The following is a 22,910-nucleotide window of genomic DNA, read 5'->3' as shown; positions in this document are numbered from 1 at the left end:
CAGCGCCGATGGTACTGCAGGGGGGACCCTGTGGGAGAGTAGGACACCGCCGAACTTCTTCTAAAGCTCTGGCTCTTGGGCATACCGCCCAGGAGCCGGAGCTTTTTTGCGTTGAGGTAGGGTCGGGGAGCATCGTTGACTCGTTCTCGACAGGAGGCCCCGGTTGGAGGTCCAGGAGACCCGCGTCCAGACGGACCGGGTCCTCACCATCCCGAACATCCTGAGCATGGCTCGGCTCGTCGGCGTACCCCTCTTCCTGTGGCTGATTCTCAGGCCCGAGTTCGGGGGACCGAAGAGTGATGGCTGGGCGCTGCTGGTACTGGCTCTGAGCGGGATCAGTGACTACCTGGACGGCAAACTCGCCCGACGCTGGAACCAGATCAGCAGCCTGGGCCGGCTGCTGGATCCGGCCGCGGACCGGCTGTACATTCTCTCGACCCTGGTGGGGCTCACCTGGCGCGAGATCCTGCCCATCTGGTTGACGGCCGTACTGCTGGCGCGGGAACTGGTCCTGCTGGTCATGGTGGGCATCCTCAGGCGGCACGGCTATCCGCCGCCGCAGGTGAACTTCCTCGGGAAGGCCGCCACCTTCAACCTGATGTATGCCTTCCCGTTGCTCCTGCTCAGTGACGGAAGCGGATGGATCTCGTCACTGGCTGCGATTTTCGGATGGGCGTTCGCCGGATGGGGTACAACCCTCTATTGGTGGGCAGGAGTCCTCTACGTGGTGCAGGTCCGCCGTCTGGTTCGGGCCGACGCCATGGCCGATTGAGCTCGCCGAATGCGCGGCCGTAGGGGTGCGATGGCCCGCCAGGGAAAAGTGCGGGACAATTCGGACGGGTGAAGTCGGCTAGACCGTCTCTTCGAGGAGGACGCTTCCGACATGAAGGCCGTCGTGATGGCCGGTGGCGAAGGCACGCGCCTTCGTCCCATGACCTCTAGCATGCCCAAGCCGCTCCTGCCGGTGGCCAACCGGCCGATCATGGAGCATGTTCTGCGGCTGCTCAAAAGGCATGGGCTCAATGAGACCGTCGTAACGGTCCAGTTCCTTGCCTCACTGGTCAAGAACTACTTCGGTGACGGCGAGGAGCTCGGTATGGAGCTCACCTATGCCAACGAGGAGAAGCCTCTCGGTACCGCCGGAAGTGTCAAGAACGCTGAAGAGGCGTTGAAGGACGACACGTTCCTCGTCATCTCCGGTGATGCCCTGACCGACTTCGACCTCACCGAACTGATCAACTTCCACAAGGAAAAGGGCGCGCTGGTCACCGTCTGTCTGACCCGTGTTCCGAACCCCTTGGAATTCGGCATCACGATCGTCGACGAAGAGGGCAAGGTCGAACGCTTCCTGGAGAAGCCGACGTGGGGCCAGGTCTTCTCGGACACCGTGAACACCGGTATCTACGTCATGGAGCCCGAGGTCTTCGACTACGTCGAGGCCGACGTGCCCGTCGACTGGTCCGGTGATGTCTTCCCGCAGCTCATGAAGGAGGGCAAGCCGATCTACGGCTATGTCGCCGAGGGCTACTGGGAGGACGTCGGCACGCACGAGAGCTACGTGAAGGCGCAGGCCGACGTGCTGGAGGGCAAGGTCGACGTCGAGATCGACGGCTTTGAGATCTCGCCCGGTGTGTGGGTGGCCGAAGGCGCCGAAGTACATCCCGACGCGGAGCTGCGCGGGCCGCTGTACATCGGTGACTACGCGAAGGTCGAGGCCGGCGCGGAAATCAGGGAGCACACCGTCGTCGGCTCGAACGTCGTCGTCAAGAGCGGGGCGTTCCTGCACAAGGCCGTCGTGCACGACAACGTGTACGTCGGGCAGCACAGCAATCTGCGCGGCTGTGTCGTCGGGAAGAACACCGACATCATGCGCGCGGCGCGGATCGAGGACGGCGCCGTCATCGGTGACGAGTGCCTGATCGGTGAAGAATCGATCGTGCAGGGAAATGTGCGGGTCTACCCGTTCAAGACGATCGAGGCCGGCGCCTTCGTCAACACGTCGGTGATCTGGGAGTCGCGTGGGCAGGCCCACCTCTTCGGGGCCCGTGGGGTCTCCGGCATCCTGAACGTCGAGATCACGCCGGAGCTGGCCGTGCGGCTGGCCGGCGCCTACGCGACGACGTTGAAGAAGGGCTCCACCGTCACGACGGCCCGTGACCACTCCCGTGGTGCCCGCGCGCTGAAGCGGGCGGTGATCTCCGCGCTGCAGGCCAGTGCCATCGACGTACGCGACCTGGAGAACGTACCGCTGCCGGTCGCGCGTCAGCAGACCGCTCGGGGCAGTGCGGGCGGGATCATGATCCGGACCACGCCCGGGGTACCGGACTCCGTGGACATCATGTTCTTCGACGAGCAGGGTGCCGATCTGTCACAGGCGAGTCAGCGGAAGCTGGACCGGGTGTTCGCACGCCAGGAGTACCGGCGGGCGTTCCCCGGGGAGATCGGGGACCTGCACTTCCCGTCCAGCGTCTTCGACTCGTACACCGGGTCGCTGCTGCGCAATGTCGACACCACTGGGATCGCCGAGTCGGGACTGAAGGTCGTCGTCGACGCGTCGAACGGAAGCGCGGGGCTGGTGCTGCCCAGCCTGCTCGGCAAGCTGGGCGTGGACTCGCTGACGATCAACCCAGGTCTGGACGAGTCCAGGCCGACGGAGTCGGCGGACGCCCGGCGGTCGGGGCTGGTGCGGCTGGGCGAGATCGTGGCGTCCGCGCGGGCCGCGTTCGGGGTCCGGTTCGATCCTGTCGGCGAGCGGCTGTCGCTGGTGGACGAGAAGGGCCGGATCGTCGAGGACGACCGGGCGCTGCTCGTGATGCTCGACCTGGTGGCGGCGGAGCGCCGCAGCGGCCGGGTCGCGCTGCCGGTGACCACCACGCGGATCGCCGAGCAGGTGGCGGCGTACCACGGCACCCAGGTCGAGTGGACGACCACGTCGCCGGACGATCTCACCCGGGTCGGCCGGGACGAGTCGACGATCTTCGGCGGGGACGGCAAGGGCGGCTTCATCGTCCCGGAGTTCAGCAGTGTCTTCGACGGCACGGCGGCCTTCGTACGGCTGATCGGGCTGGTGGCGCGGACGCAGCTCACGCTGAGCCAGATCGACGCGCGCATCCCGCGTGCGCATGTCCTCAAGCGGGATCTGGCGACCCCGTGGGCGGTCAAGGGGCTGGTGATGCGGCGAGTCGTCGAGGCGGCCGGAAATCGCGACGTGGACACCACGGACGGTGTGCGCGTGGTCGAGGCAGACGGTCGCTGGGTGATGGTTCTGCCCGACCCGGCGGAGGCGGTCACCCACCTGTGGGCGGAGGGTCCGGACGACGCCTCCGCGCAGGCCCTGCTCGACGAGTGGTCGGCGGTCGTGGACAGCGCCGGCCGGTAAAACAGCAGCACGCGCGCGTGCCGGACAAGTGTCCCCAAGGGGGGCCTGTCCGGCACGCCGGTGGGGCCATTCGGAGGTGACGGCCCCGACGTGCGACGATGTGCGGCATGCCGCAGCAGCCCCCCGTTCGGAGCACGGCCGCACGCCCCCCGCGTCCGGACGCGTCCATGTCGCTGCTCACCAACGTCATGGACCACAGCCTGGACGACGGCTATGCCGAGGCGGCGGCCCGGAAACAGGCCGCGGGGGCCGGGGGCCTGCCCAAGACGCTCCGGGCGAAGCTCGGCCTCGCCGCCGGCCTGGTGCTCGCGGCGTCGGTGGTGACCGTGGGCGCGGCGCAGGCGCGGGTGGCGGCGCCGGTCGTGGCGAAGGAGCGCGAGGAGCTCATCGACCGGATCGACCGGGAGACCGCTGCGGCGGACGAGCTGGAGAGCACCGTCGACGAGCTGCGGGACGACGTGAGCGCCCGGCAGCGGGAGGCGCTCAGAGACAGTGGCGGCAGTGACCAGACGGACCTGGTCGGTATCCTGTCCGGCGCCTCGGAAGTGCACGGACCCGGGGTGAAGTTGGTCGTCAACGACGCCGAGGAAGCCACCGCGGGCGGGGACAGCGACCCGCGCGGAACGACCGGCTTCTCCGACACCGGTCGGGTGCGCGACCGGGACATGCAGCGCGTGGTGAACGGCCTGTGGGAGTCGGGCGCCGAGGCCGTCTCGATCAACGGGCAGCGGCTGACGGCGCTGTCGGCGATCAGGGCCGCGGGTGACGCGATACTGGTCGACAACAGGCCGCTGGTGCCGCCGTACACGGTGCTCGCGGTGGGCGACGGCGAGGGGCTGAGCTCGAAGTTCCAGAACAGCGCGGACGGGCTGTATCTGCATGCGCTGCAGGAGAACTTCGGCATCCGCACGAGCATCTCCGTGGAGGGCGAGCTCCGGCTGGCGGCCGCGCCGAGTGTGATCGTGCGCACAGCGCGGCCGATATCCGAGTCAGCACAGCAGGCAACCGAGAAAGGCACATCGTGATCGCCGTACTGGGCCTCGTCGTGGGAGTCGTGGCCGGCCTGTTGGTCCGGCCCGAGGTTCCGGCGGTCGTCGAGCCGTATCTGCCGATCGCCGTGGTGGCGGCCCTGGACGCCGTCTTCGGAGGGCTGCGGGCCATGCTCGACGGCATCTTCGACGACAAGGTCTTCGTGGTGTCGTTCCTGTCGAACGTCGTGGTCGCCGCGCTGATCGTGTTCCTGGGTGACAAGTTGGGCGTGGGCGCCCAGCTGTCCACCGGTGTCGTGGTCGTGCTCGGTATCCGGATCTTCTCCAACGCCGCGGCGATCCGCCGGCACGTCTTCCGGGCGTGAGGCCGATGAGAGACCAGGACCAGACGACGGGCGTGAACCGGCTGCGCAAGGAGCTGCCCGACGAGGTGGCCGTCGACGCCGCGCCCGGTGCGGAGACGGTGAGCGGCTCCCAGGGCGCCGAAGAAGGGGCCCGGCGGGAGATCACCGGGCGGCAGCGGCTCGTCAACGGGCTGTGGCCGCCGCGGGTCACCCGCGCGCAACTCATCGTCGCCCTGCTGCTGTTCGGGCTCGGATTCGGCCTGGCCGTGCAGGTCGCCTCGAACAGCGACGGGGACAGCGCCCTGCGCGGCGCCCGGCAGGAGGATCTTGTGCGGATCCTCGATGAACTGGACGACCGTACTCAGCGTCTTGAGGATGAGAAGCAGGGTCTCGAGAAGCAGCGCGAAGAGCTGGAGAACAGCTCGAACCAGGCCGAGGAGGCCCGGCGGCAGACGATCGAGAAGGAACGGCAACTCGGTGTGCTGGCGGGCACGGTGGCGGCGCAGGGGCCCGGCATCACGATGACCATCGACGACACGAAGGGGACGGTCGAGGCGGACATGCTGCTCGACGCGATCCAGGAACTGCGCGCGGCCGGCGCGGAGGCGATCCAGGTGAACGGTGTGCGGGTCGTCGCGAGCACATATCTGACGGACTCCGGGGAAAGTGTGAGCGTCGACGGGAACAAGATCAACGCTCCCTTTCGTTTCCAGGTCATCGGCAAGCCGCAAGACCTGGAGCCGGCGCTCAACATCCCGGGAGGCGTGGTGCAGACACTGGAGAAGGAGCAGGCCACAGTGACTGTCGAGCGGTCGGACGAGATCGTCGTGGACGCCTTGCGAGCGGCAGAGCGACCTGACTACGCTCGGTCGTCCTCCCAGTGAACCGAGGGTGCATGGCGGACGTCCGGGGAGGGCATGACGTTGCGGGGGGTCGACGCACCGAATGGGTGGTGCGTGGTGGAAACTGTCCGGTGGAGACGGACGTTGTGAGGATGTCCGGGTCGGCCAGAGTGTGCAATCAGGGTTCGTCCTGCCCCACGGGCGGGTCTGTTTCGGTCAAGGGGAATCGCCCGTGAAGTTGTTTGCGAAGTTGTTCGGCAAGAGCGCGCGAGAGGGCAGCGGCAACGCGACCGCTCGTCATCGCGCACAGCCTGACGCGGAGGGCCAGCGTCCGCTGTTCCGGGACCAGGTCGCTGGTCCGGGTGGTGACATTTCCGGTGGTCAGGGCGCGCCGTCGGTTGACCCTGCCCAGGCCGGAGGCATAGGTTTCGGGCAACCGTCAACCTCAAGTGCGGGTGGAGGGTTTTCCGCCGACCCGTACGCGTCCCACGCCCCTGCGGGGCAGCCGCGGCAGGAGGATCCGTCCATGTCGGCCCTGGTTTGTACGAGGTGCGGCAACCGCAACGCGGAGAGCAGTCGCTTCTGTTCCCATTGCGGTGCTCCGCTGCGGGCGGGGGCGGCGGCCGAGCGTCCGTCGGAGACCACCTCGACCATCTCCATCAGCGGCCTGGAGGCGTACGACGCCGAGGCCACCGGTCAGACGATGATGCCGACGCTCTCCCCGGAGGCGCAGGCCGCGGTGGACGCGCTGCCGCTGGGGTCGGCGTTGCTGGTGGTGCGCCGGGGGCCGAACTCGGGCAGCCGCTTCCTCCTGGACAGCGACCTGACCACGGCCGGGCGTCACCCGCAGAGCGACATCTTCCTGGACGACGTGACGGTCTCGCGCCGCCACGTGGAGTTCCGGCGCGGCGCGGACGGGTCGTTCACGGTGGCCGACGTCGGCAGCCTGAACGGCACCTACGTCAACCGCGAGCGGATCGACCAGGTCGCCCTGTCGAACGGTGACGAGGTGCAGATCGGCAAGTACCGGCTGGTCTTCTACGCGAGCCGGCAGGGCATCTGACCCTCCTCCGGGATCCGTCCGGAGGGACACCGAGGGAAGGTCCATGCGTCACACACCGAGCGGCGGCGCCGGGTACGGTGCCGCCGCCACGGACAGCGGGCTGATGAGTATCGGCACGGTGTTGAACGTGCTGCGCGCGGAGTTCCCCGAGGTCACGATCTCCAAGATCCGTTTTCTGGAGTCGGAGGGGCTGATCGAGCCGCAGCGGACGCCCTCGGGGTACCGGAAGTTCAGCGCGGGGGACGTGGAGCGGCTCGGGCATGTGCTGCGGATGCAGCGGGACCACTACCTGCCGCTCAAGGTGATCCGGGAGCACCTCGAAGCGATGGAGCGCGGGGAGCCGGTGCGGCTGCCGACGCTGGGCCGACAGCGTGACGGCGAGGCCGTGTCCGACGCCGAGGAGCCGGACGGGCCGACGGTGGCGCGGATCGGGCGGGCGGACCTGCTGGCGGCGGCCGGGATCGGGGAGCAGGAGCTCGCCGAGTGGGAGTCGTACGGGCTGGTCACGCCGGTGGGGGACGGGGTCTACGACGCGGAGGCCGTCACGGTGGCGTCGCTCGTCGTCGAGCTGGGGCGGTTCGGGATCGAGCCGCGGCACCTGCGGGCGATGAAAGCGGCGGCCGATCGTGAGGCGGGGCTCGTGGACCAGGTGGTGGCCCCGCTGAAGCGGCACCGGAATCCGCAGACCAGGGCACACGCCGAGGCCCGGGCGAAGGAGCTGGCGGGGCTCACCGTGAAGCTGCACGCGGCGCTGGTGCGAAGTGCGCTCGGGGTGCGGTTGCCCTGAGGGGCGGGGCTGTCGCCGCCGAGGTAGGCGGTCGGCCCGTATGCGAGGCACGGGTGCGGCGTCTCCCGAGGTCGCTGAGCGGGCTGGGGTGCCGGGTGCGGGCTGGGCGTCAGCGGGCGGCCGGACGGTGTGCCGGCCGGCGGGCTTTCGGGCGAGGCAAGTGCGCGGCGGGCTTTCGGGCGAGGCTTGTGCCGCAGCGCCTCGCGCAGGGTTCTGCGCAGAGCCTCGCACAGGTCTTCGGTCCGGCTCGGAGCGCTCGGCGCGCCGATGTGGGGGACTGCGCGGGATCCGGGCCACGGGGAGCTCCGTGGCGGCTCCAGGGGCGCCTGGACGGAAAGCCGGCGGAAAGCTGTCGGTTTCCACGAGGCCGTGATGCCGTCGGCGTACGGGGGCCGGTCCGCGTTCGCAGGTGGTCGGCGTCCCGGCCCGCCGCCCTGCTCCCGGGCGCGGGGCGGCCGGATCCCCGGGGCCGATCGTGGCCCGACTACCCAAACGTCCCGGGCACGGCCTAGGGTTGCTGTGTGAACGAGCTCGATGTCGTAGGTGTCCGGGTCGAAATGCCCTCCAACCAACCGATCGTGCTCCTGCGCGAAGTGGGAGGCGATCGCTACCTCCCCATCTGGATCGGGCCGGGGGAGGCGACGGCGATCGCCTTCGCCCAGCAGGGCATGGCCCCCGCGCGACCGCTGACCCACGACCTGTTCAAGGACGTGCTGGAGGCCGTCGGCCAGGAGCTCACCGAAGTACGCATCACGGACCTGCGTGAAGGCGTCTTCTACGCCGAGCTGGTCTTCGCCAGCGGCGTCGAGGTGAGCGCCCGCCCGTCCGATGCCATAGCGCTTGCCCTGCGCACCGGAACGCCGATCTACGGCAGTGACGGGGTGCTGGACGACGCCGGTATCGCGATCCCCGACGAGCAGGAGGACGAGGTGGAGAAGTTCCGGGAGTTCCTCGACCAGATCTCCCCCGAGGACTTCGGCACCAGCAGCCAGTGAGAGGTGACCGGCCCGGGTGGACGTACGGTCCGCCACGGGCCGGGGCGTGCCGGGTGGCCGGTCTGCGGCTCCGGCACGTGCCGGTGGCGAGTACGAGCGTCCTACGGCTTCCCGCCAGAGCATTCGGCTAGCCTTTCCCCGCAGCGGGGTGCGGGAAACCACTCTTAGGGTGATTATCACTCGGCGTGCCGAGTGTGGCGATCGTTGACGCGCCCTTGGTGACTGCCTACCGTCGAGAAGGCAGGTCAAGGACGGAGGTCGGCGTGAGAAGCAGCGGCGACGGTACGGCTGGGGGTGCCCCCGGACGCGGTTTCGGGGAAAGCGGTCCGTTCCCTCCCCCGAGCTCTCGGCTCCGCCCGAGCGCTGGGTGCGCCCCGCACGGCAGGGCGGGCGATCACGCTCCGCAGCGACCTACGGCCGTTCCCGGCGGCGGAGGGGCGGCGCCCATGGCGTCCGAGGAGATCGGCTACCGCGGTCCGACGGCCTGCGCGGCCGCCGGCATCACCTACCGGCAACTGGACTACTGGGCCCGCACCGGGCTCGTCGAGCCGAGCGTCCGGCCCGCGTACGGGTCCGGGACGCAGCGTCTGTACAGCTTCCGGGACGTCGTCGTCCTGAAGATCGTCAAGCGGTTCCTGGACACCGGGGTGTCGCTGCAGAACATCCGCACCGCCGTCCAGCACCTCAGGGAGCGCGGCTTCCGGGACCTGGAGCGGATGACGCTGATGAGCGACGGTGCCACGGTCTACGAGTGCACCTCGCCCGACGAGGTGCACGCGCTGCTCCAAGGCGGGCAGGGCATCTTCGGGATCGCCGTGGGGGTGGTGTGGCGGGACGTGGAGGGCGCGCTGTCGCAGCTCCACGGGGAGCGCGTCGACACCGGTGAGACGCTTGTCGGGCACAATCCCGCGGACGAGCTGGCCCGGCGGCGCAACCGGGCCGTCTGAGGCCTTCCGTACAGCAGCCGCCGGGGCCGTTCGGTCGTCGGGCCGCGGCGGGCGTTGTCAGTGGCGTGAGGCAGCATCGGACAGGTGAGAACCGCGCCCACGATCCTGCATCTCGACATGGACGCCTTCTTCGCCTCGGTGGAGCAGGCGTCCAAGCCGAGCCTGCGCGGAAAGGCCGTGATCGTGGGCGGGCTCGGGCCGCGCGGGGTGGTGGCGACCTGCTCGTACGAGGCCCGGGTGTTCGGGGTGCACTCGGCGATGCCCATGGCCCAGGCGCGCCGGCTCGCGCCGAACGCGGCGTACCTCGTGCCGCGCTTCGGGTTCTACCGGACGATCAGCGACCAGGTGATGGGCCTGCTGCGGGCGCTGTCGCCGCTCGTGGAGCCGCTGAGCCTGGACGAGGCGTTCGTGGACCTGGAGGCCGGTGAGGCGGCCTGGGACCGGGAGTCGGCGCGGCTGGCGGGCGTCAGGCTGAGGGCCGACATCCGGGCCGTCACGGGCCTGACCGGTTCCGTGGGGCTCGCCGCCTCGAAGATGCTCGCCAAGATCGCCTCCGAGCAGGCCAAACCGGACGGCCTGGTGCTCATCGAACCCGGCACCGAACGGGCGCTGCTCGGTCCGATGCCGGTAAGGACGTTGCCGGGCGTGGGGCCCGCGACGGGCGACCACCTGAGGCGGGCCGGGATCACCACGGTCGGGGAGATCGCCGAGGCCGGCGAGGACGAGCTGGTGCGGCTGCTGGGGAAGGCGCACGGGCAGGCGCTGTACGCCATGGCGCTGGCCCGCGACGACCGGCCGGTGGTCGCCGAGCGGGAGGCGAAGTCGGTGTCGGTCGAGGACACGTACGACGTGGACATCCACGACCGCACGCGGGTCGGGCTGGAGGTGCAGCGGCTCGCGGACCGGTGCGTACGTCGGCTGCGCGGGGCCGGGCTGTCGGGGCGGACGATCGTCCTGAAGGTGCGGCGGTACGACTTCTCGACGCTGACCCGGTCCGAGACGCTGCGGGGGCCCACGGACGATCCGGCGGTGGTGCGGGAGGCCGCGGCGCGGCTGCTGGACTCCGTGGACACCACAGGGGGTGTGCGGTTGCTGGGGGTGGGGGTCAGCGGTCTGGCCGACTACACGCAGGAGGATCTGTTCGCGCAGGCGGCGGGGGAGCGGGGCGGGGGGGAGGAGGACGCCCCGGCGGACGAGCCGGTGCGGGAGGAGCCCGAGCCGGCGGAGCGGCGATGGGCCGCCGGGCACGACGTGCGGCACGCCGGGTACGGGCACGGGTGGGTGCAGGGCAGTGGACTGGGGAGGGTGACCGTGCGGTTCGAGACACCCGGCTCCGGGCCCGGGCGGGTGCGGACCTTCCGGGTCGACGATCCCGCGCTGGAGCCGGCGGAGCCCTTGCCGCTGGTGGCGCGAAGACCCGAGCCGCAGGGCTGAGCCCTCGGGGTCACGTCTCCTCCGAACCCGCCAGCTTGCCGAAGTCGCGGTCCGGGAACGCGGGGGGCGCGGCCACGTCCAGGCCGTAGTGGTGGTAGAGCTGGAGTTCCTGTTCGGGGGAGAGGTGCCGGCCCACGCCGAAGTCGGGGGCGTCCTTGATCAGGGCCCGGTCGAAGGGGACGTGCAGGCTGCCGTCGACCAGCTCGCTGGGCTCCAGCGGGACGAAGGCGTCCCTGCTGAACAGGCCGGTCCTTATCGCGGCCCACTCCGGGACACCGGTCGCGTCGTCGAGGTAGACCTCGTCGATGGTGCCGATCCTGGTGCCGTTGCGGTCGAATGCCTTGCGGCCGATCAGGTTGCGCGGATCGATGTCGGTCTGCACGGGCCCTCCACTTGCTCGCAACTCATCCGTAGGCACAACAAAAGAGCACATTGCGGGAGGCGGCCACTCGAACGCCCGGGCGTTGACCTCGCTGGTAGTCTGGCAAACGGCTGCTGACCCCGTGCGGGAGAGTCCTCCGGCGAGACCACCGGAGGCGCCGAAGGAGCAAATCCTCCCCGGAATCTCTCAGGCCCACGTACCGCACGGACGAGGTCACTCTGGAAAGCAGGGCGGGTGTCACGGCTTCCGCTCTCACCGACGGTGCAAGCCGGACGTCCCCGGACGGCCGGTGAAGCTCTCAGGTCGAGATGACAGAGGGGGAGGCCGTCGGGGCACCCGTGCCGTGGTGTCCCTCGAAGGTCGCGTCAGACCAGGAGGCCTCCGCAATGACCGCCCAGCGCATTCCGCTCTCCGAACTCGAACAGGGCATCCCCTTCGAGCAGCGCCACATCGGGCCCGATCAGGAGGCGCGGGCCAAGATGCTCGCGCAGGTCGGCTACGGCTCGCTCGACGAGCTCACCGCCGCCGCGGTCCCGGATGTGATCAAGAACGCCGACGCCCTGGACCTGCCGGGCGCCCGCACCGAGGCCGAGGTGGTGCGCGAGCTGCGCTCGCTCGCCGACCGCAACCAGGTCCTGAGCTCCATGATCGGCCTGGGGTACTACGGGACGTTCACCCCGCCCGTCATCCTGCGCAACGTCATGGAGAACCCGGCCTGGTACACGGCGTACACCCCGTACCAGCCGGAGATCTCGCAGGGCCGGCTGGAGGCGCTGCTGAACTTCCAGACCGTGGTCGCCGACCTGACCGGGCTGCCGACCTCCGGTGCCTCACTGCTCGACGAGGGCACCGCCGCCGCCGAGGCGATGGCGTTGTCCCGGCGCACGGGCAAGAACAAGAAGGGCCTGTTCCTGGTCGACGCGGACGCGCTGCCGCAGACCATCGCCGTGATCGAGACCCGCGCCGAGCCGACCGGCGTCGAGGTCGTCGTCGCCGACCTCCGCCGGGGCATCCCCGCCGAGGTCGCCGGGCGGGAGATCAACGGCGTGCTGATCCAGTACCCGGGCGCCTCCGGAGCCGTACGCGACATCAAGCCGGTCATCGACCAGGCGCACGAGCTGGGCGCGCTCGTCACCGTCGCCGCCGACCTGCTGGCGCTGACGCTGCTGAAGTCGCCGGGCGAGCTGGGCGCCGACATCGCGGTCGGCACCACGCAGCGGTTCGGTGTGCCCATGGGCTTCGGCGGGCCGCACGCCGGTTACCTGGCGGTGCGGGAGAAGTTCGCACGGAGCCTGCCCGGGCGGCTCGTGGGCGTCTCCGTCGACGCCGACGGGAACAAGGCCTACCGGCTGGCACTTCAGACGCGTGAACAGCACATCCGGCGGGAGAAGGCGACCAGCAACATCTGCACCGCGCAGGTGCTGCTCGCCGTGATGGCCGGCATGTACGCCGTCTACCACGGCCCCGAAGGGCTGAAGGGCATCGCGCTGCGCACGCACCGGTACGCGGCGGTCCTCGCCGCGGGCCTGCGCGACGGCGGCGTCGAGCTCGTCACCGGCGCGTATTTCGACACCGTCACCGCGCGGGTGCCGGGGCGGGCGGCCGACGTCGTCGCCGCCGCGCGCGCGAGCGGGGTCAACCTGCGGCTGGTGGACGCCGACCACGTCTCGATGGCTTGCGACGAGACCACCAGGCGGGCCGATCTGACCGTCGTGTGGGCCGCGTTCGGCGTCGACGGGGACATCGAGGCCCTGGACGCCGTCACGGAGGACGTGCTGCCGGGCGGGCTGCTGCGCACTGACGACTACCTGACCCACCCGGTCTTCCACCAGCACCGCTCCGAGACCGCGATGCTGCGCTACCTGCGCCGGCTCGCCGACCGGGACTACGCGCTCGACCGCGGCATGATCCCGCTGGGCTCCTGCACCATGAAGCTCAACGCGACCACCGAGATGGAGCCGGTCACCTGGCCGGAGTTCGGGCAGCTGCACCCGTTCGCGCCCGCCGAGCAGGCCCAGGGGTACCTGACGCTCATCCGTGAGCTGGAGGACCGGCTCGCCGAGGTCACCGGGTACGACAAGGTCTCGTTGCAGCCCAACGCGGGATCGCAGGGCGAGCTGGCCGGACTGCTCGCGGTGCGCGGGTACCACCGCGCCAACGGCGACGAGCAGCGGACCGTGTGCCTGATCCCGTCGTCCGCGCACGGCACGAACGCCGCGAGCGCCGTCATGGCCGGCATGAAGGTCGTCGTGGTGAAGACCGCCGAGGACGGCGAGATCGACGTCGAGGACCTGCGGGCGAAGATCGACCAGTACCGCGACGAGCTGTCGGTGCTGATGATCACGTACCCGTCCACGCACGGCGTGTTCGAGGAGCACGTCGCCGAAATCTGCGCGCAGGTGCACGACGCCGGCGGGCAGGTGTACGTCGACGGCGCCAACCTCAACGCGCTCGTGGGGCTCGCCAAGCCGGGCCACTTCGGCGGCGACGTGTCCCACCTCAACCTGCACAAGACGTTCTGCATCCCGCACGGCGGCGGTGGCCCGGGCGTCGGCCCGGTGGCCGTACGGTCGCACCTGGCGCCGCACCTGCCGAACCACCCCCTGCAGCCCGAGGCCGGGCCGGAGACCGGGGTCGGGCCGATCTCGGCCGCGCCGTGGGGGTCGGCGGGCATCCTGCCGATCTCGTGGGCCTACGTCCGGCTCATGGGCGGCGAGGGACTGAAGCGGGCCACGCAGGTGGCCGTGCTGAGCGCCAACTACGTCGCCAAGCGGCTGGAGCCGCACTACCCCGTGCTCTACACCGGTCCGGGCGGACTGGTGGCGCACGAGTGCATCATCGATCTGCGGCCGCTGACCAAGGCGACCGGGGTGAGCGTCGACGACGTGGCCAAGCGGCTGATCGACTACGGGTTCCACGCGCCGACGATGTCGTTCCCGGTCGCCGGAACGCTGATGATCGAGCCGACCGAGTCCGAGGACCTGACCGAACTCGATCGGTTCTGCGAGGCGATGATCGCGATTCGGGCGGAGATCGAGAAGGTCGGCTCGGGGGAGTGGCCGGCCGACGACAACCCGCTGCGGAACGCTCCGCACACCGCCGGAGCCCTGGCCGGTGCGTGGGAGCACGCGTACGCGCGGGACGAGGCCGCCTTCCCGGACGGGGTGTCGGTCGCCGACAAGTACTGGCCGCCGGTGCGTCGGATCGACCAGGCGTTCGGTGACCGTAACCTGGTGTGCTCCTGCCCGCCGCTGGACGCCTACGAGGACTGAGCGGCGGCGACCCGCGTCGGGCCGACGCGGGTCGGCGAGGTCGATGAGGTCGGCGAGGGCTCCCTCGGGGGCCCTCGCCGCGTTCTCAGGCCGGGCAGGCGTGGGTCTGGGCGGCCTGAGAAACGCGGCCCGGACGGGGGTGCCCTCCTGGACGACGTCGCCGTGCTCGATGACGATCAGGCGGTCGGCCAGGACCATGGCGTCCGACGCGGTCGACCAGCGGTCCCGCAGGCCTGCCAGGACCGGGATCGAGACCGTGAGCAGGACCAGGCTGAGGTTAATCGCGGCCGCCGGGTCGTTCCGCGGGGCCAGGTAGCCCGCCAGGGGCATGGCCCGGGTGCGGCCGGGGAAGATGCCGGCGAAGGTGATCGAGGCGCCGGACTCGCCGAGCGCGCGGCCCAGGCCAGGACCGAGCCCGCGGCGATGCAGGGCGCGATCAGCGGGAGGGCGACGCGGCGGAACGCGGTGCAGCGGGAGGCGCCCAAGGTGGTCGCCGCCTCCTCGTAGCGGGGGCCGGCGGCGCGCAGCGGCCCTCGACGCCGATGACGAGGAACGGCATCGCCACGAACGTCTCCGCGATCACGACGCCCGCCGTGGTGAACGGCACGGTGACGCCGAACCACGCGTCCAGCCACCGCCCGATCATCCCGTTGCGGCCGAACGCCAGGAGCAGCGCGACACCGCCGACCACCGGCCGGCCAGGGGAGCTTCTCACCCTCCGCCTCGCCACCGGCGGAGCGCACGTCGTTCTGGTGGACGACGGCGGCGTCGGCCTCCTTCGACTTGGGAAGGACCGGACGGCGGCCTGGCGGGGAGGTGGTCGGCCGGCCTTCCGGAGAGAGGCGGCCGAACCGCCCCGCCGGCCTCCGCGAGGCGGCCGTCCGGTCTCCACGGCGAGGCGGCCGTCCGGCCCGCACGACGAGGCGGCGTCCGGCTCCACTGGAGAACGGCCGTCCGGGCCCTTCCCCTGCGTCGATCAGGCTGACGCAGATGCCAAGTGGAAGTCCGCTGTGTCATCGCATGCGCGAGGCAACAGGCGCGTGGATGATCGTATGCGCGAGATGGGCGAGTGGTGGGTGCCGTAGCGTCAAGTTCGGTCGATGTGTACGTTTGTCGACTTCACGCGGGCCGTGGCCTCCATGCCGACCTCCAGGCCCAGTTCCTCGACGGCCTCGCGGGTCAGGAGGGAGACCAGGCGGTGCGGGCCGGCCTGGATCTCGACCTGGGCGGCGACATCGCCGAGCTTGATCGCGGTCACGATGCCGGGGAAGGCGTTGCGGGCCGAGGTGTACGGCGTCTCCTCCTCGCCGCCCCCCGCCCGGGCGAGTTCCACCGAGAACGCGGCCAGGTCCCGGCCGTCGATGAGCCGCCGCCCGCTCTCGTCGCGGTGGGTGGCCACCCGGCCCGCGTCCGCCCAGCGGCGTGCGGTGTCGGGACTCACGCCGAGCAGTCGTGCGGCCTGGCCGATCGTGTAGGAGTGCATGCCGGTCACGATAGGGGGCAACCGGACATGGCGGACCCGGGGCCGGCCCTCTCGGCCGGCGGTGCTGATCGAGCCGGTCCAGGGCGAGGCGGGCGTGATCGTCCCGGACGACGGCTATCTGGCGGGCGTGCGGGAGGTGACCCGGCGCGCGGGGTGCCTGTTCGTCGCGGACGAGATCCAGTCGGGCCTGGGCCGCACGGGCCGCACGCTCGCCGTGGACCACGAGGGCGTCGTCCCCGACGTGCTGCTGCTGGGCAAGGCGCTCGGCGGGGGCATCGTGCCGGTGTCGGCGGTCGTCGCCCGCCGCGAGGTGCTCGGGGTGCTGCGGTCGGATGGGACCGGACTGGCCGGACTGGACGGGCGCTGTCCGTCCGCCGAGGTGGCCGGCGGTTTCACCGGGTGGGTGATCGGCATGTACGTCACCGAAAAGCCACGCGGCGTTCGACTGGTCCGACTGCGCGCCCCGAGCGGGGGCGGACGACCAGGGTCCGCCCTCTCAGATGATCAGGCCGCGGTCATCACGGGACTGCCGGCCGGCAGCCGGTGCGGGGCGATGATCTGGCCGTCCGGCAGGAGCTCACCGGTGTCCTCGAAGAACAGGACACCGTTGCACAGCAGGCTCCAGCCCTGCTCCGGGTGGTGCGCCACGAGACGGGCGGATTCCCGGTCGGCGGAGTCGGCGGTCGGGCACGGTGGCTGGTGCTGGCACATGGAAGGGATCTTTCGCTCTGTCGTGTCGGCTGGGACTGCCGTGGTGTCTGTCCCGCGGCGTGAAGCGTCGTTCATGGCCGCCCCCCGTTGTGATAAGTCGGTCGGACCCAGTGTTGCCCCGCGGGCGTCGTTCCGCAGGGATTTCGGTGCACCGCCTCTTCACAGGTTGGGACGCGTCACCCGGGCGGACGGTTCAGCCCAACTGCACTGTCCCTTCGGGTGGTTCGGGGTAGCCGGATGAGGCTAGTCCGGATGGACCGGAAAGCGGTTCCGGCTCGTCCGAGCGAATGTGCACTCTTGTGAGCGAGCATTGTGCTCGGGTGAGTGGAAAAGCGCTCTTCGGAGCGGAATTTCACTCCGGAAGGACGGCGGCGTACCAGCGGAAACAGGAAAAACGTCGGAAACGGCAGCGCACCCCGTCACCGGAATTCCGGTGACGGGGCACGAGGGACGGAGTTCGCCGCGTGACGTCCGGCTCGGCCGTCAGGCGGGTGAGCCGAGCAAGGGGGTGGGCGGGGCCGGCGGCACCCGGAGGGTCAGTACCGGGAGCAGGTCGGCGACCTGGTGCGGGCGGTTGGCCGCGATGCCGGGCGGGGCGGGAGCCAGCGGGACGAGCAGGTCGGCCGCCGCGGGATGGCCCGCGGTGCCGTCCGAGGTGCAGTCGCCGTGCAGCCAGAGCGTGAGCATGTACAGGCCCGGTACGGACAGCAGGCGCGGTTGGTACGACTGGGTGAGCGTCTCGGCCTGACGCAGCGCGCGCTCGGTCGAGACGATGTACGGCCCTTCGAAGAAGTGCGAGAAGGCCCAGCCGTCCGGCGTCAGCATCGTCTCCGCCGCGGCCACCACGTGGTCGCCGGAGCGGATCAGGAAACGCCAGCCGGTCAGCCGGGTCACCGGCTCGCCCTGGGCCGTGATCCGGTCCAGTGCGTGGACCGGCAGCGGCAGCTCGGGCGTCACGGCGCCCTGGGCGCTGCGCAGGGCGGGGGTACGGGCCTCGCGGACCGCGGTGGGGGAATCGAGGGCCGCGAGGACGGAGCGGAGTGCGGGCGCGGGAGCCGGAGGGACATGCAGCGGCATGGTGGGTCGCCTCTCGTTCGACAGGCAGGGTGACGCGAGGGGGGCGTGGGCAGACAGCGCTGTCAGCTCAGGGAAGGACAGAGAGGCGGGGCCGGGGTCTGCGAGCGATGGTGTGAGTGTGAGGCCTGCCGGGCGTGATCGCGACGGCAGTTTCCTCCGACCATGGGTGCCAGCCTTCTGCCCTGTCGACCGAGTTTATACGACATTTGTTCAGCCAGTGTTTCGTCTAACCGTCTCCGGGCACTCGCACAAGAGTTCATTCAGTCGGCGATACGTGGGAGAACATCCTGATTCCGAAGGGGGGACACCTCGATGACCTCGGAAAATGCCCGTGCCGCGGTCGGCCAATTCTCGTCGGCGTTTTTCACGAGGTCTCCGGCGGCGGAAAATGCGCGCTGCCTCATGCCCGGTGAATGTGCCGCTGGTCTTCCTTGGTGCAAGTGACCAGAGTAGCGGCTGTGGGAGATCGCCGGGGGAGTTACGGATCGCTCGGGCTGGGCATTATCCACCCTGACCCGGACACCGGCGGCCGGATCTCTCGGCCGCCCACCGAGGAGGGACTTCGATGGGGGAGAAGGTCGTGGCAGGCGCGTTCGACCTGTCCGATCGGCAGCGCTACCGCACGAAGCTCCAGCAGTGCCTGCGGGGACTGGAGCGGTTGCTGGAGGAGAAGCGGTTCGATCGGCCGAAGAACCTCATGGGGCTGGAGATCGAGCTGAATCTCGCCGGTGCCGACGGCATGCCCAAAATGCTCAATGGGGAGGTCCTCGAAAGGATCGCCAGCCGAGATTTCCAAACAGAACTCGCCATGTTCAACCTGGAAGTGAACATCACCCCCCATCGGCTGGGTGGGCGGGTATTCGACCGGCTCGCGGAGGAACTCCGTACGTCTCTGGCATATGCCCACCGGAAAGCGGGTGAGGTGGACGCCGGAATCGTGATGATCGGTATTCTGCCGACCCTCGAACGGGACGACCTCGTTTCCTCCAACCTGTCCGACGTGGACCGCTACGTGCTGCTCAACGAGCAGATCGTGGCCGCGCGGGGCGAGGACTTCACGCTCGACATCGACGGAGTCGAGCATCTGACGTGCACGTCGAAGTCGATAGCGCCGGAGGCCGCCTGCACCTCCGTGCAGCTGCACCTCCAGGTCACGCCGGGGCGGTTCGCGGATGTGTGGAACGCCGCGCAGGCGGCGGCCGCCGCGCAGATCGCCGTGGGGGCGAACTCGCCGTTCCTGTTCGGCCGGGAGCTGTGGCGCGAGTCCCGGCCGCCGCTGTTCCAGCAGTCGACCGACACCCGCCCGCCCGAGCTCCAGGCGCAGGGGGTCAGGCCGCGCACCTGGTTCGGGGAGCGCTGGATCAGCTCGGCGTACGACCTCTTCGAGGAAAACCTGCGTTACTACCCCGCGCTCCTGCCGATCTGCGACGACGAGGACCCGCTGGCCGTGATCGACGCCGGTGGCGTCCCGAAGCTCGCCGAGCTGGTGCTGCACAACGGCACGGTGTACCGCTGGAACCGGCCCGTGTACGACGTCGCCGACGGCGTACCGCATCTGCGGGTGGAGAACCGGGTGCTGCCCGCCGGGCCGACCATCACCGACGTCGTCGCCAACGCGGCCTTCTACTACGGGCTGGTGCGCGCCCTGGCCGAGGACTCCCGGCCGGTGTGGACCCGGCTGCCCTTCGAGGCCGCCGCGGCCAACTTCGACGCCGCGTGCCGGTACGGCGTCGAGGCGCGCTTCACCTGGCCGCGGCGGGGGCGGTACGGCGGTACGGCCGAGGTCGACGCGGTCGGCCTGGTCCGGGACGAACTGCTGCCGCTCGCCGCGGCCGGGCTGGACGCGTGGGGCGTCGAACCGGCCGACCGCGACTTCTACCTCGGTGTGATCGACGAGCGCTGCCGGCGCCGGGTGAACGGAGCGTCCTGGCAGGTGGCGACGTTCCACCGGGCCCTGGACAGCGGCCTGTCCCGGGAGGCCGCGCTGGCCGCGACGACGCGGCGCTACGCGGAGCTGATGCGCCAGGGCGATCCGGTGCACGCCTGGCCGGTGGGGGTGCCGGAGGCTCTGCGGTTGGGCGGGTAGCGGGGTGCCGGGAGCCGCGCGGTTGGGCGTTGTAGCGGGGTGCCGGGAGCTCTGCCGCCCGGCGGCGGCTTCGCTCATCGGGCCCGGGCCCGGGCCCGGGCGCGGGGCGGTGAGGTGGGGCCGGGCGTCGGGGTGCGGGGGCGTCTGCGAGGCTGTCCGGTGGGATCTTCGCGGTTGAGGCGAAGAGGTGCACTGGACTACTCGGCTGGAGGCGGGCGTGCAGGGTGCGGTGGGGTCACGGGCGGGAGACGCGGTGGAGCGGCCGTCGCGGCGGGTGCTGCGGGACGAGACCTTGCTCGTGCTCGGCGTCTCGCTCGGTGCCAGCGCCGTGTCCGCGGTCATCAGTTTCGTCGGGTCCGTCACCAGGCCCGGCGGCCTGAAGGACCAGGCCGCCACCCTCAACGCCTCCGCCGCTCCCGGCCGCCCCTGGCTCGACCTTGCCTGGCAGCTGTTCGGGATCGCCACCGCGCTGGTCCCCGTCGCCCTGGTCGCGCACTTCCTGCTGCGTGAGGGGCAGAGCCTGCGCACCCTGGGTCTCGACCGCACCCGCCCCTGGCCCGACCTGGGGCGCGGAGCCGTCGTCGCCGCGGTGATCGGCAGCACCGGGATCGCCTTCTACCTCGCCGCACGCGGCCTCGGTTTCAACCTCACGGTCGTCCCCGAGGCCTTGCCCGACGTGTGGTGGAAGTTCCCGGTGCTGATCCTTTCGGCGTTGCAGAACTCGATCGTCGAAGAGGTCATCGTCGTCGGTTACCTGCTGCGCCGGCTCGGCCGGCTGGGCTGGACGCCCGGCGCCGCCCTGGCGGCCAGCTCCGTGCTGCGCGGCTCGTACCACCTCTACCAGGGCATCGGCGGCTTCGTCGGCAACATGGTGATGGGCGTCGTCTTCGTCCTCCTGTACCGGCGCTGGGGTCGCGTCGGCCCCCTGGTGGTCGCGCACGCGCTGCTCGACATCGGGGCGTTCGTCGGGTACGCGCTGCTGGCCGGCAAGGTGGACTGGCTGCCCACCGCCTGAGGACAGACCCTAGTAGGCGAGCAGTTCGCCCTCGATCACCGTCACCGCCCGGCCGCCGAGCAGTGTGCGCTCGCCGCGCAGCTCCGTGCGGACGCGGCCGGAGCGGGCCGAGGCCTGCAGGCCGGTCAGTTCGGCGCGGCCGAGGCGCCCGGACCAGAACGGGGCGAGCGCCGTGTGGGCGCTGCCGGTCACCGGGTCCTCGTCGATGCCGAGGTTCGGGAAGAAGCACCGGGATACGTAGTCGTAGCCGAGGGCGGGGTTCTCGGCGCGGGCAGTGGCGATGACGCCGCGCGTCGAGTGCGCGCCGATGGCCCTGTGGTCGGGGCGCAGGGCGTGGACGGTCCGCTCGTCGGCGAGCTCCACCAGCAGGTCACCGACGTTCGGGCCGGTGTCGAAGGCGGCCAGCGGCTGCGCGCCCAGCGCCTCGGCGAGTCCCCCGGGGAGGTCGACCGGGGTGAGCGGGGCGGTGGGGAAGTCCAGAGTGATCGAGCCGTCCTCGCGGGGTGTCGCCACCAGGACGCCGCTGCGCGTGGCGAACCGCACCGGGCCCTGGTGGGCGCCCGTCGTGTGCAGGACGTGCGCGGTGGCCAGCGTTGCGTGACCGCACATCGGCACCTCGGTCGCCGGGGTGAACCAGCGCAGCGCCCAGTCGGCCTCGCCACCCTCGGGCAGCGGGTGGGAGAACGCCGTCTCGGGGTGGTTGAGCTCCAGGGCCACGTTCTGCATCCAGTCGGCGTCGGGGAAGGCGTCGAGGAGCAGGACGCCGGCCGGGTTGCCGGCGAAGGGGCGGTCGGTGAAGGCGTCGACGATTCGCATCTGCATGGTCATGACGGTAAGAGCCCCGCGAAGCCGCAGACCAAGGCCAATTCGTGATCACTGGCTCGTTTCTGGCGACGGGTGTCCTGTCTCAACGAAGTCCGTCGTCCGCGCCTCGATGAGAAGCGAGAGCGGCTGCTCAGCAGGCCGCGCCGCGCCGACTGCGCCAGGCCCGCTCACCCGGCTGCGCGTTTCGACGCTGGTCGCCCGCCTGCTCCAGGGCGGCCTCGTAGGCGTGCAGGGCGGTGATGACGGCGCGTTCCGCGGGGCCGAGACCGACCGGTCCGGTTCTCCTGAGACGACGTCGATGGAGCGTCTCCGTGCCGCATCCGCCGACGCCGCTGGTTGATTCGCGGGTCGGCAGCTTGCTTCGATTGACAGGATCGGCGCCATGTCGATGGATGCGTTGGTGGTCCGGGCCCGTGGGCTCTGGGAAGACCTGGCCCGGGTGCCGGTGTCGTTCGCCCCGCCGGGCGGTGTGCATGTGGTGGTCTCCCCGCGGTCCGGGCTGTGTCCGGTCGGCTGGGTCGGAGTGGTGGCTCTGGGCGGATCAGCGGTCGTGACCGCGCCGAGTGACAGTGCCGCCGTGATCGTTCGTGGCGCACTCGGGAGACTGCCGGTTGAAGCCGTCGTGGACAGCACTGCGGTCCGTGAGGTTCTTCCGGTGACTCGGGTGCTCGGGCCGGCGGCGCTGGCGTACGTGTCCCCAGCCACTTTCCGCCCGGTGGCGTCTGGTGCGTTGACGGTACGGCAACTGCCGGCCGCTCACCCGGATGTGCGGATCCTGGAGCAGGTGGCTGGTCATGAGGACGCTGGTGAGGCTGCTCTGGACGACATCACGTCGCCGGCGTTCGTGGTGCGCGAGCATGGCCAGGTGGTTGCTGCCGCGGGATATCGGGCCTGGCCGAGGCGGACAGCCCATATCGGCGTGCTGACGGCCCCAGAAGTGCGAGGGCGAGGGCTGGCGCGAGTAACGGGCTCAGCCGCCGTCGCTCATGCCCTCGCTGCCGGGCTGCTGCCGCAGTGGCGCGCGCGTCCTCCCGCCTCGCGGCGTGTTGCGGCCGCACTGGGCTTCGAGGAACTGGGTTCCCAACTCGGCGTCGAAATGGCTCAGTGCGACAACGCGACGCACGGTCCTGCCTGATCCATTCCAGCCGGTACAGCCGTACGGCACCCCCCTGCGCGTGCAGTCGTGCGACGGGGTGCGCTGAGATCAGCCTGAACGACTCGGTTTGTCGAGAAAACGACTCGATTGAGTGAGACGGGACAACGGGTGACGGCGAAGAGG

The 22,910-nt window shown here is 70.6% G+C and carries 18 protein-coding genes, 3 pseudogenes and 1 riboswitch; of the genes and pseudogenes, 15 read left to right on the top strand and 6 right to left on the bottom strand.

Annotated features, from left to right (window positions below; translation table 11 throughout):
- Positions 1–163 precede the first annotated feature (163 nt).
- From clsA to ACFF45_RS27700, 10 genes and pseudogenes are all read left to right on the top strand, one after another.
- On the top strand, positions 164–772 hold the full coding sequence (clsA, locus tag ACFF45_RS27745; protein WP_218518710.1) for a cardiolipin synthase ClsA: 609 nt from the start codon (positions 164–166) through the stop codon (positions 770–772).
- A gap of 111 nt (positions 773–883) precedes the next feature.
- Positions 884–3,379 (top strand): sugar phosphate nucleotidyltransferase, encoded by a 2,496-nt coding sequence (locus ACFF45_RS27740; RefSeq protein ID WP_381349323.1) that lies wholly within the window; start codon positions 884–886, stop codon positions 3,377–3,379.
- A gap of 107 nt (positions 3,380–3,486) precedes the next feature.
- A complete protein-coding gene (locus ACFF45_RS27735) occupies positions 3,487–4,404 on the top strand; it encodes a DUF881 domain-containing protein (RefSeq protein ID WP_381349322.1) in 918 nt (305 codons plus the stop codon).
- Positions 4,401–4,733, top strand: a complete 333-nt coding sequence (locus ACFF45_RS27730) for a small basic family protein (RefSeq protein ID WP_003988855.1) — start codon at positions 4,401–4,403, stop codon at positions 4,731–4,733. Before ACFF45_RS27735 ends, ACFF45_RS27730 begins: the two co-directional genes overlap by 4 nt.
- A 5-nt stretch (positions 4,734–4,738) precedes the next feature.
- Entirely contained in the window at positions 4,739–5,596 is an 858-nt protein-coding gene (locus tag ACFF45_RS27725) for a DUF881 domain-containing protein (RefSeq protein WP_381349321.1), read from the top strand.
- A gap of 61 nt (positions 5,597–5,657) precedes the next feature.
- Positions 5,658–6,617, top strand: a complete 960-nt coding sequence (locus ACFF45_RS27720) for a zinc-ribbon and FHA domain-containing protein (protein WP_381349320.1) — start codon at positions 5,658–5,660, stop codon at positions 6,615–6,617.
- Between the two features lie 43 nt (positions 6,618–6,660).
- On the top strand, positions 6,661–7,404 hold the full coding sequence (ftsR, locus tag ACFF45_RS27715) for a transcriptional regulator FtsR (protein ID WP_381349318.1): 744 nt from the start codon (positions 6,661–6,663) through the stop codon (positions 7,402–7,404).
- A gap of 521 nt (positions 7,405–7,925) precedes the next feature.
- Entirely contained in the window at positions 7,926–8,399 is a 474-nt protein-coding gene (locus tag ACFF45_RS27710) for a bifunctional nuclease family protein (protein WP_004002801.1), read from the top strand.
- A 263-nt stretch (positions 8,400–8,662) separates the two neighbouring features.
- Positions 8,663–9,346, top strand: coding sequence for a MerR family transcriptional regulator (locus ACFF45_RS27705; RefSeq protein WP_381349317.1), 684 nt, complete (start codon positions 8,663–8,665; stop codon positions 9,344–9,346).
- An 84-nt stretch (positions 9,347–9,430) separates the two neighbouring features.
- A pseudogene (locus ACFF45_RS27700) lies at positions 9,431–10,869 on the top strand (DNA polymerase IV).
- Here ACFF45_RS27700 and ACFF45_RS27695 read toward each other — a convergent pair.
- Positions 10,791–11,162, bottom strand: a complete 372-nt coding sequence (locus ACFF45_RS27695; protein WP_381349316.1) for a PRC-barrel domain-containing protein — start codon at positions 11,160–11,162, stop codon at positions 10,791–10,793. The pseudogene ACFF45_RS27700 and the gene ACFF45_RS27695 sit on opposite strands and share 79 nt — an antisense overlap.
- A gap of 114 nt (positions 11,163–11,276) precedes the next feature.
- A riboswitch (glycine riboswitch) is annotated at positions 11,277–11,374 on the top strand.
- A gap of 174 nt (positions 11,375–11,548) precedes the next feature.
- Here ACFF45_RS27695 and gcvP point away from each other — a divergent pair.
- Positions 11,549–14,434, top strand: a complete 2,886-nt coding sequence (gcvP, locus tag ACFF45_RS27690; RefSeq protein WP_381349315.1) for an aminomethyl-transferring glycine dehydrogenase — start codon at positions 11,549–11,551, stop codon at positions 14,432–14,434.
- Positions 14,435–14,638: 204 nt separating this feature from the next.
- Here the strand turns inward: gcvP and ACFF45_RS27685 are convergent.
- Positions 14,639–15,128: pseudogene (locus tag ACFF45_RS27685) on the bottom strand (molybdate ABC transporter permease subunit); the annotation flags it as partial.
- Between the two features lie 393 nt (positions 15,129–15,521).
- Entirely contained in the window at positions 15,522–15,917 is a 396-nt protein-coding gene (locus ACFF45_RS27680; RefSeq protein WP_381349314.1) for a TOBE domain-containing protein, read from the bottom strand.
- Between the two features lie 58 nt (positions 15,918–15,975).
- On the opposite strand from ACFF45_RS27680, the pseudogene ACFF45_RS27675 reads away from it, so the two are divergent.
- A pseudogene (locus ACFF45_RS27675) lies at positions 15,976–16,245 on the top strand (aminotransferase class III-fold pyridoxal phosphate-dependent enzyme); the annotation flags it as partial.
- A gap of 176 nt (positions 16,246–16,421) precedes the next feature.
- Here the strand turns inward: ACFF45_RS27675 and ACFF45_RS27670 are convergent.
- Positions 16,422–16,628, bottom strand: a complete 207-nt coding sequence (locus ACFF45_RS27670; protein ID WP_381349313.1) for a DUF5999 family protein — start codon at positions 16,626–16,628, stop codon at positions 16,422–16,424.
- A gap of 483 nt (positions 16,629–17,111) precedes the next feature.
- Positions 17,112–17,705, bottom strand: coding sequence for a hypothetical protein (locus ACFF45_RS27665; RefSeq protein WP_381349312.1), 594 nt, complete (start codon positions 17,703–17,705; stop codon positions 17,112–17,114).
- A 565-nt stretch (positions 17,706–18,270) separates the two neighbouring features.
- Here ACFF45_RS27665 and ACFF45_RS27660 point away from each other — a divergent pair.
- On the top strand, positions 18,271–19,791 hold the full coding sequence (locus tag ACFF45_RS27660; protein WP_381349311.1) for a glutamate-cysteine ligase family protein: 1,521 nt from the start codon (positions 18,271–18,273) through the stop codon (positions 19,789–19,791).
- A 217-nt stretch (positions 19,792–20,008) separates the two neighbouring features.
- The gene (locus ACFF45_RS27655) at positions 20,009–20,806 is read left to right on the top strand and encodes a CPBP family intramembrane glutamic endopeptidase (RefSeq protein WP_381349325.1); all 798 of its coding nucleotides are present in this window, start codon (positions 20,009–20,011) and stop codon (positions 20,804–20,806) included.
- Positions 20,807–20,815: 9 nt separating this feature from the next.
- Here the strand turns inward: ACFF45_RS27655 and ACFF45_RS27650 are convergent, their stop codons facing one another.
- Positions 20,816–21,628, bottom strand: a complete 813-nt coding sequence (locus ACFF45_RS27650; RefSeq protein ID WP_381349309.1) for a PhzF family protein — start codon at positions 21,626–21,628, stop codon at positions 20,816–20,818.
- A gap of 385 nt (positions 21,629–22,013) precedes the next feature.
- Between ACFF45_RS27650 and ACFF45_RS27645 the strand changes: the two genes are divergently transcribed.
- Positions 22,014–22,766, top strand: coding sequence for a GNAT family N-acetyltransferase (locus tag ACFF45_RS27645; protein WP_381349308.1), 753 nt, complete (start codon positions 22,014–22,016; stop codon positions 22,764–22,766).
- The last annotated feature ends 144 nt before the right edge of the window (positions 22,767–22,910 follow it).

The sequence above is a fragment of the Streptomyces cinereospinus genome (assembly GCF_042430725.1).
Lineage (GTDB): Bacteria > Actinomycetota > Actinomycetes > Streptomycetales > Streptomycetaceae > Streptomyces > Streptomyces cinereospinus.
The sequence above is the reverse complement of the archived record's forward strand: the minus strand, read 5'-3'. Positions and strand labels throughout refer to the sequence as shown.